This is a genomic window from Desulfosarcina sp., assembly GCF_033791525.1.
Taxonomy (GTDB): Bacteria; Desulfobacterota; Desulfobacteria; order Desulfobacterales; family Desulfosarcinaceae; genus Desulfosarcina.
This window is the reverse complement of the sequence record NZ_JASJGN010000302.1, coordinates 19,677-31,455: the sequence shown is the minus strand read 5'-3', so window position 1 is coordinate 31,455 and position 11,779 is coordinate 19,677. Positions and strand designations below refer to the sequence as shown.

Here is an 11,779-nt window from a genome sequence, read left to right as displayed (position 1 = left end):
AGGTGAAACCCATTGAGATTGCCGATCTTTATCCGCCTCAGGCGGATCACCACATCTTCGGCGTTAGATATCGCCGCGCATAGTCCACTATAGCGCGACGACATCTGCCTTGAATCTGCGGCAAGCTCGACAATCGCTCAGTTTGGGTTTATGTAACCACGGAAATGGATTGACGATTTCGACGCGCTCTTTAAACGCCTTTGTCAGCCTGCCCAGCCTTTCGCCCCATTTCCCGTTTTCTTCTTTCTAAACAATCTTCACAAACGGAGGGAGCCATGATTGCAAAAATTATTATCAAGCGCCGGTTCGTCAAGGACAACACGCCTCAGATAATATCCCTGCTCAACAAGATGCGATCCATCGCCATGGATCAAACCGGATATATTTCCGGAGAAACACTCATGCAAAAAGACTTCCCGGAAAACATGGCGGTCATTGCTACGTGGCAACGCATGGAAGACTGGATGGTATGGAAAGCCAGCGAAGAGCGGAAAACCTATGAAGCCATGTTGGAAATTTATCAAACAAGACCAACCCAGTATGAAGAATATCACTTGGGAACGTCGTTTCTGAAAGAACCGTGACGGACAGCTAAAATAGGCTTTGGGCACAAAACGGTGAATGCCTGGCCTCACGGACGACGCCAGTACTATTGAAATCTATTTAATAACAATGGCTTAAAGGCGGCTTCAGGAGCGCCTTAAATTCAAACGATCTGCCGCCCCCCAATATTAGTCTATGGGCCCGGCACTTTCGTCCAAAAAAGAGCCCCTCGCTAAGCATATCGCGCTCCAGCCCTTTTCCGAGCGTTTTTGATGAAGAAAAAAACCGACCGCTTCATAAAAGTCACATATGGATTTGATCTCTTCAGATTTCAACCCCGAAAAAATAAAAATGCTGTCATCGGCGACTTTATTTTCCAAGACGGACCAAAGATCGAACAAGGTTGGCATTCTCAGGTTGGCAAAAACCAAGTCAAAGGAGCCTGAGATGGAATCCAGATCCTCCTGGAGGATTTTAACACGTTTTTCTACATGGTTCAGGCGAACGTTGTCGCTGGCTTCAAAAACGGCACAAGGATCCGTATCGATACCACAGACAAACCCAACTCCCATTTTTGAGGCGACAATGGCCAGGACACCGGAGCCGGTCCCGATATCCAACGCCCGGCAGGCATGACGCCTGACCGGCCAGTTTGGCCGATGAAGAGCAGCGTCAATCAATTGAATGGCCAGTCGGGTCGTGGGATGCTCCCCCCCACCGAACGCGGCGCCCCGTCCAAGTGAGACCACACACTGACCCGGAAAGGCTTTTAGTGAACACAACGGCGGTTTGATAACCACGTGTTCGGAGACCGCCTGGGGTTGGTCATATGAAATTTCAATAAAGGAGTGTCCGTAGTGGGATGTATAGCACAGCTGGCCAGATTGAATCAGGCCGGCGACCAGGTGTTTTAGTTCCTTTGGCTTCCGCGGGTTTGTTTTGCAGAAATAACGTATTATGCTGCCAAAAGTGACTTTGGAAGGCGATTCGGCAACGAATCGAAGAACCTGCAATTCGGAGACTGCCATTACGATCATCACCTCACACGGCTAAGGAAATCGCCGGCTGTCTCGTCGACAAACAGGAGCGCTATTCGAGGCCCTCTTGCGCCAATAGCTTTTTATGCCACAAGGCAAACTCATACATGGCCATATAACGGTCGTCATCATTAACGATTCCTATCGCCATATCCAGCGCGCCCCTCCCGTAACTGTTTGAGTATCCCTCCAGGGGACGCGACTGCAAAAATTCCCTGACTAGCATTTGGGACGTTCGTCGGCTTTTGTCTCGCCGGATATCAATCGGATCTTTCGGTTTTTCAAACGGAGACCATTTCTCGTAGCCGACTTTGTTGAGAATGTGTTTTTGCCGGCGGGGGGACATGGCGTCAAAAATGGCTTGTTTCTTGTCTGAATCGGAAAAAGAACGCTCCATGCTACCACCTTACTCTTTATTTGCTTCGGGCTTTTTTTTGTCTGCGTCCACACCAAGATATGCTTCATCGAAAACGGTCAACAAGGCCATGGAAAGCGGCATCAACACATCACCCATCTTCACGTGTGTGGATCGCAACACCTCAAGGATCTCACAAGACAATTCATGCAGCTTGGCGTGCACCTGCTCCAGGTTAACCGTGGGGTAGGATTCACCGGTATTAAAGGCGGACAGCCCACAAGTATGGCCCCGTCCCCCAATCGCGGTCGGTATGCCATACAGTCGACAGGTAACCGGGCGGGACGCATACAGGTCACATTGATTGTCTTTATTGAGCAGCGGACAGCGTATCCGTTCGGCGGCCATTTCAAGAAGAACCAGTTCCTCGGATTTTTCTCCGCTCTCCACCGCCTTAAAGGCCTTCCGTTTCAACTGGTAGGTTTGCCGGTCTGTTTTATTGGCGTTCTCCAGGATTTCGGACTTCTTTTCTCCGACAAGCGTTTCAAAAAATTTTGAATTGATGTAAAGCGCTTCCACCAGAGAGAGATCGAACAGCGCATGACAGCAGTCCGCGCACTCCAGTTTGCATTTTACGCAGTCTGAATACTGTTGGCGAACCGTCTCAAAGACCCCGTCCAACTGTTCCACAAAGGCCTCATATTTTTTAAATACATGCTCCAACTCAGGTATCATATGCCCGTCCCTCCCAACGAATGTTTCACGTGAAACACTACTTGCCAACACAAAATTGGCTAAAAATATGATCGTAAAGATCCTCCTTGTTTCTGTTTCCTGAAATTTCGCCCAGAAAGTGAAGGATATCATTCAACAATCCAGAAACGCCGTCAAGGGATTGTTCCGTTTCAGCGGCGATAACGCATCGCTGAAGTTCTCGCTCTATTTTTTCAAGAATTTTTCGTTGTCGTAAATTGGGTGTAGCGCCCTCAAGGCCGCCAAGGTTTTCCCCAGAAACTAAATCATGGAATATTAAATCCTTCAATTCTGCAACCCCGGCTCCTGTTTTAGCAGATACATGTATATAAGGGATGTGCTTCGTTTTCTTTTGGATATCATCAACCGCGTCATCATCAGCAATATCCGCCTTGTTGATGACGGCAATCATTCTTGTGTTTTTAAGCTCTTCGATCAACTTTTTTTCAAACGCATTAAACCTTCGCGCAGCCTCTAACACGAGAAGGACAAGATCTGCCCGGTGAAAATGATCGCGCGCCTTTTCGATGCCCATACATTCAACAGGATCTTGTGTGTCGTGAATGCCTGCCGTGTCGCAGATAACAACCGGGACGCCATTTATCGAGAAAAAATCTCGAACGATGTCTCGGGTGGTACCGGGGACCTCTGATACGATGGCGGTTTCCCTTTCAACCAGCCTGTTTAACAGGCTCGATTTCCCGACATTGGGCGCCCCTGCAATGGCCAAGAGCATCCCATCTTTAAAAATGGCGGTATCTTTTTGCCGCTTTATAAGTGCAGTGATTTCCGGCAATATGGAACTTCTGAGCGTCTCTCGAACATGTAGACGGTCATCGTCATGCTCCTCCGATTCGTAAAACTCAAGGTTCGCCTCACAATTCGCCTGCAATCGGGTAACGGCGGCGGTTAGTCCCTCGACAACGTCGCGAAGCCCCCCGGCAACCTGACGACTGGCCATCTGGACTGCAGTTTCACATGGCGCGTTAATAAGGTCGATAACCGCTTCCGCTTGAGTCAGGTCGATACGCCCGTTTAGGAAAGCGCGCTTGCTAAACTCTCCTGGACTGGATAAGACAGCGCCGGCATCTATAACGACACTTAAAATCCGATTCAGTACCACAAAGCCGGAGTGGGATTGGAACTCTACAACATCTTCCCGGGTAAAGCTTTTTGGTCCCTTCATGTAGATTGCCAGGACTTCATCAATGATGTTTTCATTCCCGGGTTCAACAAGATGACCGTAGTAAACAAAATGAGAGAAAAATCGACCTTCTTCAGAAAGACTTCCCGTTCGACTGGCGCGTCGTTTCCGCCGTACAAAAAGTCGCTTCATTATCATGTAGGCAAGGGGACCTGAAATTCGGACAACTCCAATTCCACCGGGGCCCAACGGTGTCGATATGGCGGCAATCGTATCGTTGGTCATAGCTCACCTGATGTTAAATACAATAACATCAACAGGTTACACCTTTACCTCAGAATCTTTTCGGCTGCTCCCTGCTTGTTTTTTGGGAAAGATCATCAATTTTCGATAGTAGCCATCTCCGATGCTTTGGGTCCTCACGCCGCTTTCATCCTTCAAGTGAATGTGAACGATTCTACGGTCGTGTGCGTTCATCTGCCCGATGGTTACCGGCTTTTTTGTTCGTTTTGCCTTTTCCGCCATTCTAGATGCCATCAATTGGAGATTGCTTTTACGCTTATCGAGATAACCTTCAACATCAACCAACACACGTACCCGGTTGGTACTTTTTTTATTAACCATTTTCTCCAGAAGGTATTGAATGGCTTCAAGCGTCTGGCCTCTTTTACCTATCAAAACGCCACTTTCTCCTCCGGAAATTGAAAATAGCAGCTTTTCTCTTTGATGAGTCAGATTGACCGTCGCTCCCACGGTAATTCCATCTATGATCGTTTGCAGCGAATGAATACCGGCGGTGAGCAGGGCTTCATCGTGTCCTTGCGGTTTTGGGTCTGCAGGCGCGGCCTCTGCTGTGGCGGGTTTTTCGTCACGCTTTACCGGTCTTTCTCGGTTAACCGGTTTAGCCGGCGTTGTCCTGTTTTTATCTTCTTCAACGAACACCTTTATTTTGGCTTTTTTTACACCGACGAGTCCGAAAATTCCACTTGAACCATAGGCCAGTACTTCATGCTTTAATTTTTCCGGGGGGATACCGAGCTCATCACTGGCTTTTTCGATCGCCTGATCAACATTTTTACCTTGAAATTCATAGAATTTAGACATTCTTGCCTCCAAATTTTATGCGGTTTTCTTTTGGACGTAGTATTGTTGGCTGATGGAAAGGACGTTGTTTACCAGCCAGTACAGCACCAGTCCGGATGAGAAATTGATAAAAATAAAAGTGAAAACCACGGGCATTAACATCATCATTTTGGCTTGGGTGGGATCTCCAGGAGGGGGTGACATTTTTTGTTGAAGCAACATGGTTGCGCCCATGATAATGGTCAGCACCGGAATTCCATAGGGCGGTTCCATAAAAGGAATGGAGAACCCGAAGTCAAAAAGACGGTCAGGCGCGGACAAGTCGTTGATCCATAAAAAGAATGGCGCATGTCTTAGTTCAATGGCCTGGTAGAGCATCCGATAAAGGGCAAAAAAGACCGGGATTTGAAGGACCATGGGCAGGCATCCGCCCATGGGGTTGACCTTGTAGGTTTTATACAAGGCCATCAATTCCTGGTTCATTTTTTGTTTGTCGCCTTTATGTTTTTCGCGAATTTCGGTCATCAGGGGCTGAAGCTTTTTCATCTCACTCATTGATTTGTAACTTTTGTTGCCCAGCGGCCATAAGATGATTTTCGTGCAAAGGGTCAGAAGGATGATGGCGATTCCGTAATTGGGAAGAACACTATGTATTTTGTTCATGAACCAGAGACAGGGTTTGGCGATGACATTGAAAAAACCGAAGTTTAGCGCCTTGCCGAGATCGTGACCCAGGCTGTCTAACAAATCCATGCTCTTTGGCCCCATAAATACATAAAAATTGGACGCTAGCGTTTCGCCTGGTGAAAGCGCAAACATGGGGTTGACCAACTGGTTTACAACAACGTTGTCGATCACCGCCAGCTTCATGCTACCGTTGATTTCGGATCCAGGAATGATGCTCGAAAGGAAATAGCGGTCTTCAACACTGATCCACTTAATAGTGCCTTTATATTCATTCTGATCCTCAATTTTTTTTGTTTTAACCTGTTCCAACTTATCGTTGATAAAACCACTGGGCCCGACAAACCCATAGCCCTTATTCTCTTCGAGGGGTTTTCGGACAGAAAGAACCAGCTGATCCTTCAGTACCCTTTCCGAAGCATTTTTGACTACGACCGTCAAACCGATAAGGAAGGAGTCGGGATCGAAGGTATAGGTTTTAGTGAGAATGGTCCCGTCATCAGCCACCCAGTTGAAGGAGAGGTCTTTTATATCATTATCGACGACCAGTCTGTCTCCTTCTTGGGCAATGGAGAAAACCGCATCTTCGAGACCGTTCAACGAGTTTCCCAATAGGGAGGTACGAAAAACGCCCGCTTTAAAAGAGGGCGGGATCAGTTGTTTGTTTGGAGAATCCTTGTCGACGGTTTCTCGATAGTTTTTGAGAATGTAACTGGCAAAGGTTGCGCCCCTGGCGGAAATACGAACGGTATAGAACGGGGTCTCAACGGTTATTTCTCGGCTTTGATTTTCCACGACCGGGGCTGCTTTTATTGCATCGACCTCTTCTTTGCTGATGGTCGCGCTCGTGGATCCGGCTGTCTTACGCGAGGCTTGCTCATCTTCCGGCGTCGTTTTTGTCGTCACGGATTCCTGATTGTCGTTTACCGGCTGCTGGTCTACAAAAAACATGCTCCAGACAAATAGAACCAGAAAGGACAGACCAATGGCAAGCAACAGTCGAAATTGTTCCATTATTTTCTCCTTGACGCCAAATTGCGTCAACAGTCGCGAAAGATACGTTGATAGTAGTTTTTGAACGGCGTAAGCATTTCGCAGAAGGCAATCGAGGCGGGCTTAAAGCGAAGCGACTTTCGAACGGGATAGAACATTCACGGAACCGGATCAAAACCACCGGGATTAAAAGGATGGCACCGTAAAAGCCTTTTAATTGCGAGCAGGCTTCCCCTTTGAAAACCATAAGTGGAGATCGCCTGATAAGCGTAATCTGAACAGGTCGGAACAAATCGGCAAGCAGGTCCCAAAAAGGGTGATACAGAGACCTGATACAACTTAATCAACAGTAGTGCCAGTTTGCTCATCTTCCCGCGATTCGGGTTTTTGCGGTGATCGCTTTGAAACAGCGTTCGAGGTGGTCCCGAATTGCCGCAGCCCTTATCCGTCCAGACGATGGTCGGGCAATGATGTTAATATCGAGCCGGTCCGGTAGTATTCGTCTGTTCAATCGAAAATGTTCGCGAATGATTCGCTTGATCCTGTTCCTCGTTACGGCATTCCCGACCTTTTTAGAGACGGTAATGCCAAGGCGAGATCGTGAAGCCTGGTTTGCCTGGGAGATGATGACAAAATAGTCATTGTAATAACGATTCCCATTTTTAGATAACGCCCGATATTCGATGGACGTCCTGATTCGATCTGCCTTGGTGAATGTAACCCGTGTCAACGATATAGACCCTTTTTCATTGGATTTTGTATTTTTTACCCAGTATCCGAAAAAGCGTCTTCATCGACGAATTCGTTAAGCCGCCAGTCTTTTTCTACCCTTTGCCCGCCGACGATTGATAATGCGTCGGCCTGCCTTGGTTGACATTCTTTTTCTGAATCCATGGGTTCGGGCCCGTTTGATTCTGCTCGGTTGGTAAGTACGTTTCATCGGTTAATTTCCTTCTTTACCATTATGTAATGCCAGTATTCGTCAGTTGAATCGGGTACCTTAAGCACATGAAGGCCGCTGTGTCAAGCCGCAAAAACAGGTCTGACTGTCGAGTCAGGCGTTCGGGATACCACCACCCGGTTGGACGAAAAACGGCCGGCTCACCTTATCGGTTCAATCATGGGCGGACTCAATAATTTCGAACGCTTCCATGTGATAGCGGTTGTCCGGGTATATAATGATCTGTTTTCCGATGCGCTTTTCCAGACCCTGAATCAGATGGTTTTCTTCACCATGAAGAAAATCGGCAACTTCCGGATTCACCCGTAGGGTGAGTCGGATTCCGGTCATGTCTGTGGCATATCTCAAAATCTCGCGGTATATTGCATAACACACCGTTCTTATTGATATAATATACCCCTCACCATCACAATAGGGACACGGGTCACACAATAGTCGCGTAAGGGGTTTACGGGTCCTTTTCCGCGTCATTTGAATAAGGCCCATATCGGAAATGGGAAGGATGTTTGTCTTGCTTCTGTCTTTGGTAAAGGCTTCACTAAGCGCGGAAAAGACTTTCTCCTGGTTCGATTTTTTTTCCATATCGATAAAATCGATGATGATAATTCCGCCAATATCCCGTAATCTGACCTGGTAGGCGATCTCTTTAACGGCTTCCAGATTGGTTTTTAAAATGGTTTCTTCCAGGTTGTACTTTCCGACATATCGACCCGTATTCACATCGATGGCCACCAGGGCTTCGGTGTGTTCGATCACGATATACCCCCCTGACTTGAGCCACACTTTTCGCTTCAACGCTCTGGAAATATCGCCTTCAAGGTTGTATGCATCGAAAATGGGTTCGCCGCCCTCAAACAGTTCAACGGAATCTTTAAGGGACGGATTAAAGGTGTCAAGAAACGCCAGTACCGACCCGAAATCCTTTCTTGAATCGATCACGAGTTTTTCCGCTTCCTGAAGCAGCAGGTCTCTGACCGCTCTGAGACTGACGTTCAACTCCTGATGAAGAAGGGATGGGGTAGCGGCCGTCTGGTATTTTTTTTGAATGTTGCACCACAGATTTTTCAGAAAACCCATTTCGTAGGCAACTTTTTCTTTTTGCACACCTTCTGCTGCAGTTCGCACAATATAGCCCATCGCACTGTTGCTGGACAACTCGGAAACAATGGTTTTTAGCCGTTGGCGCTCAATTTCATCCTCGATCCGCCGCGAGATGCCTATATGAGAGGATGTGGGCATCAACACCAAAAAGCGGCCGGGAAGAGAAATGTTGGAGGTGATTCTGGCACCCTTGGTGCCGATGGGAGACTTTGAAACCTGAACCAGAATTTCCTGCCCTTCGGTGATGAGGTCTTCTATGTTGTCTTTTTCTTCTTTTGGGATGGTGGGTGATTGGCGGGCGTTGTTAGAAAAAGCATCTTCCTCAACATCGTTGCAAATAAAATGGTCGTCGATGTCTGCATAATTGTCGCGGACCACATCATCCACATAAATAAAGGCGGCCTGGTTCAGGCCTATGTCTACAAAGGCTGCCTGCATTCCCGGAAGCACCCGCTGAACCCGGCCTTTATATATGTTGCCGGTGCTGTCGTGGCTTCCCTTTCTTTCAATGAAAAGTTCAACAATCGTTTCGTCTTCAACGAGAGCGACCCGGGTTTCGTGGTCGGCCACGTTGATAATGATCTTTTTAGCCATGATTGGTTTTTCGTTTGGTGATTATCGCGGTCAGAATCTGCAGGTCGCTCAATTTAAATACCGTTTTCAATACGTGGCCCGGTCTCACCATCAGGTCATTATCCGTTCCAAGGGTCATAAAAACATGATGGTCGTCCAACAGTTTGATGTCGGAAACCGCCTTTTTAAAATCAACGACCACCTGCTTACCTTTCTTGCTTTTTCTTTCAATAGTTACGCTTTGTTGCCCAAAAAACCAATCTAAATCTTTTTGCCTGAAAAAGCCATCTTTTAGTTCGACCCGATAACGCTGGCTGTCGATCCGTTCCAGGGACTTCTTTTTGACATATGGTGCACAACCGGTGATTTCCAGACCGTCGGGCATTTGCCGGCGCAACCGTAAAATCAGTTCACCCGAATCGATGGGCTCGGTCAGTGTAACCAGCATCCGTTCATCTTCACTTTGCATCCCCATGGGTAACGTATCACCAAATGAGACTTTTGCCATGGGATGAAACCCTTCGGAATATTTCAACGGAATCCCCTCTCGCCGCATACTTCTGATAAAAATTTTAACCATCTCAAGATGCCCTAAAAATCGGGAAGATCTCATTTTTTTAAAATTGACCTGATACTTGATGCCTGTTTCTGACGACGGCGGCTCAGGCAACGGCCTCTCCGTTGAAAAAATTTCTTTATGATCATGAAAAGAAACCGGTTTAAGCGACTCAAAATCACAGACGCCGCATCCACTGCAGGACCCGGTTCGACAGTCGCTGGTGATCTTGCCGACTGCCGCCCGGGCTTTTTCTTCGATCAGGAAAGACCGATCCACACCAATATTAATATGATCCCATGGCAGCGGACGGTCTAAATCGGATCTTCCATCCGTGAATTGCGTCGGATTTATCCCGCTCGCTTCAAAAACCGTTATCCATCGGTCATAATTAAAAAAATCTGTCCACCCATCAAACCGGCAACCGCTTCTCCACGCGTTGATCAACACCTTGTTCAGCCGTCGATCTCCTCTGGCCCAAACCCCTTCGATCACACTGACCCGGGGGTCCTGCCATTTAACCTGGACGCCGGGCAGTTTCAGGTTGTCTTTCAGCCAGTTTATTTTTTCAAGGGCGGTTTCGAGACTGATCTGGGGTTCCCACTGAAAGGGTGTATGCGGTTTGGGAATAAATGTGGCGACACTGACGTTTATTTTTTCACTTCGTCCCTGTTTTTTGCCAATGGCCTTTAACCGTTTCACCAGGGCCACAATCGCTGCGATGTCCGCCTGTGTTTCGGTGGGAAGGCCAACCATAAAATAAAGTTTGATCAATTTCCAGCCCAGAGAAAAAGCATTTTCGACAGTCTCGACGATATCTGCTTCCGTTATATTTTTATTGATTACATCCCGCAGGCGTTGACTTCCTGCCTCCGGTGCGATGGTGAAGCCGGTTTTTCTAACTTGTCGGATCAGTTCCATCAGTTCGGGAGTGAGCGTGCCGGCCCGTAAGGACGGCAAGGATACGGCCACCCGGTCCTTGGCACCGACGTCCATAATCTTTTTCATCAGCGGTGCGATACAGGAATAATCCCCCGTGCTCAGTGACAGCAGGCTAAGATCTTCATATCCGCTTTCCTTCAGCAATTGACTCACCGAAGTCAATACCGCTTCCGGTTGACGTTCCCGCACGGGCCGATAGATCATTCCCGCCTGACAGAATCGGCAGCCCCGGGTGCACCCCCTGGCAATTTCCATGCGCAACCGATCATGTACCGGTTTACCGAAAGGAATGATGGGTTGCGAAGGAATGGGTTCAGCGTTCAGGTCTGAAACAACCGCCCGTTCAACACCCTGGTGCGATGTTTTTTTTGGAATTAACCGCTGGGTTCCACGGGAATCGACGGAAAGGTCGAAAAATGAAGGAATATACACCCCTTTTATCTGAGACCAGCGCTGAAGCAGGTCTTCCCTTTTACCACTGTCCGATTGGCGCCACACGTTCCATGCATCGGTCATCTGCAAAATAACGGCTTCTCCATCTCCCACCACAATTGCATCGAAAAAATCAGCCACCGGTTCCGGGTTGCAGGTGCATGGGCCTCCGCCGATAACAAAGGGATCCTTCTTCCCTCGCTCTTCGGCAAAGAAGGCAATTCCTGATAGATCGAGCATGTTGACCATGTTGGTGTAGTTCAGCTCGTAAAGCAGGCTGAAGCCAAGAATATCAAAGTTTTTCAATGGCGTTTCAGACTCAAGGGAACACAATGGCAACTTATTTTTACGAAGCTGCGCCTCCATATCTACGGCCGGCGCGAAGACCCGCTCCGCCAGTATCTCTTCCCGGGCATTGAGCATCCCGTATAAAATCTGAATACCGAAGTGGGATGTGGCTATTTCGTAAAGATCGGGAAACGCCAGGGCGACATGCACCTGGGTTTTTTCCCAGGGTTTTTTTATCCGATTAATTTCGCTGCCTAAATAACGGCTGGGCATCTGGACCAACGGCAGGAGATCTTGAATGGATGTTTCTCTCATGTTATGTTTCTTAACCTGA

The 11,779-nt window shown here is 47.9% G+C and carries 12 protein-coding genes; 1 reads left to right on the top strand and 11 read right to left on the bottom strand.

All coding sequences use genetic code 11. The annotated features are described in order from the left end of the window. Positions 1-275: 275 nt before the first annotated feature. Entirely contained in the window at positions 276-584 is a 309-nt protein-coding gene (locus QNK41_RS15220) for a hypothetical protein (protein ID WP_319258380.1), read from the top strand. A 147-nt stretch (positions 585-731) separates the two neighbouring features. Here the strand turns inward: QNK41_RS15220 and QNK41_RS15215 are convergent, their stop codons facing one another. The 11 genes from QNK41_RS15215 to QNK41_RS15165 all read right to left on the bottom strand — a co-directional run bounded on the left by QNK41_RS15215 (position 732) and on the right by QNK41_RS15165 (position 11,760). Continuing rightward, complete coding sequence (locus tag QNK41_RS15215; RefSeq protein ID WP_319258378.1) at positions 732-1,571, bottom strand: 50S ribosomal protein L11 methyltransferase; 840 nt, start codon at positions 1,569-1,571, stop codon at positions 732-734. Positions 1,572-1,632: 61 nt separating this feature from the next. Next, positions 1,633-1,977 carry a hypothetical protein gene (locus tag QNK41_RS15210; protein WP_319258376.1) on the bottom strand — a complete coding sequence of 115 codons (345 nt, stop codon included), beginning with the start codon at positions 1,975-1,977 and terminating at the stop codon, positions 1,633-1,635. A 9-nt stretch (positions 1,978-1,986) separates the two neighbouring features. Then, on the bottom strand, positions 1,987-2,670 hold the full coding sequence (locus tag QNK41_RS15205) for a YkgJ family cysteine cluster protein (RefSeq protein WP_319258375.1): 684 nt from the start codon (positions 2,668-2,670) through the stop codon (positions 1,987-1,989). A gap of 37 nt (positions 2,671-2,707) precedes the next feature. Continuing rightward, complete coding sequence (gene mnmE / locus QNK41_RS15200) at positions 2,708-4,117, bottom strand: tRNA uridine-5-carboxymethylaminomethyl(34) synthesis GTPase MnmE (RefSeq protein WP_319258373.1); 1,410 nt, start codon at positions 4,115-4,117, stop codon at positions 2,708-2,710. Positions 4,118-4,153: 36 nt separating this feature from the next. Beyond that, positions 4,154-4,936: an RNA-binding cell elongation regulator Jag/EloR gene (gene jag, locus QNK41_RS15195; protein ID WP_319258371.1), complete on the bottom strand. Its 783-nt coding sequence runs from the start codon at positions 4,934-4,936 to the stop codon at positions 4,154-4,156. Positions 4,937-4,951: 15 nt separating this feature from the next. After that, entirely contained in the window at positions 4,952-6,613 is a 1,662-nt protein-coding gene (gene yidC / locus QNK41_RS15190) for a membrane protein insertase YidC (RefSeq protein WP_319258369.1), read from the bottom strand. Between the two features lie 137 nt (positions 6,614-6,750). After that, complete coding sequence (gene yidD / locus QNK41_RS15185; RefSeq protein WP_319258368.1) at positions 6,751-6,960, bottom strand: membrane protein insertion efficiency factor YidD; 210 nt, start codon at positions 6,958-6,960, stop codon at positions 6,751-6,753. After that, positions 6,957-7,322: a ribonuclease P protein component gene (gene rnpA, locus QNK41_RS15180; protein ID WP_319258366.1), complete on the bottom strand. Its 366-nt coding sequence runs from the start codon at positions 7,320-7,322 to the stop codon at positions 6,957-6,959. The genes yidD and rnpA overlap by 4 nt, the downstream gene beginning before the upstream one ends. A gap of 75 nt (positions 7,323-7,397) precedes the next feature. Beyond that, positions 7,398-7,532 (bottom strand): 50S ribosomal protein L34, encoded by a 135-nt coding sequence (gene rpmH, locus QNK41_RS15175; RefSeq protein WP_319258364.1) that lies wholly within the window; start codon positions 7,530-7,532, stop codon positions 7,398-7,400. A gap of 174 nt (positions 7,533-7,706) precedes the next feature. Then, positions 7,707-9,248 carry an Rne/Rng family ribonuclease gene (locus tag QNK41_RS15170; protein WP_319258362.1) on the bottom strand — a complete coding sequence of 514 codons (1,542 nt, stop codon included), beginning with the start codon at positions 9,246-9,248 and terminating at the stop codon, positions 7,707-7,709. Continuing rightward, positions 9,241-11,760 carry a TIGR03960 family B12-binding radical SAM protein gene (locus QNK41_RS15165; protein WP_319258360.1) on the bottom strand — a complete coding sequence of 840 codons (2,520 nt, stop codon included), beginning with the start codon at positions 11,758-11,760 and terminating at the stop codon, positions 9,241-9,243. The genes QNK41_RS15170 and QNK41_RS15165 overlap by 8 nt, the downstream gene beginning before the upstream one ends. Positions 11,761-11,779 lie beyond the last annotated feature (19 nt).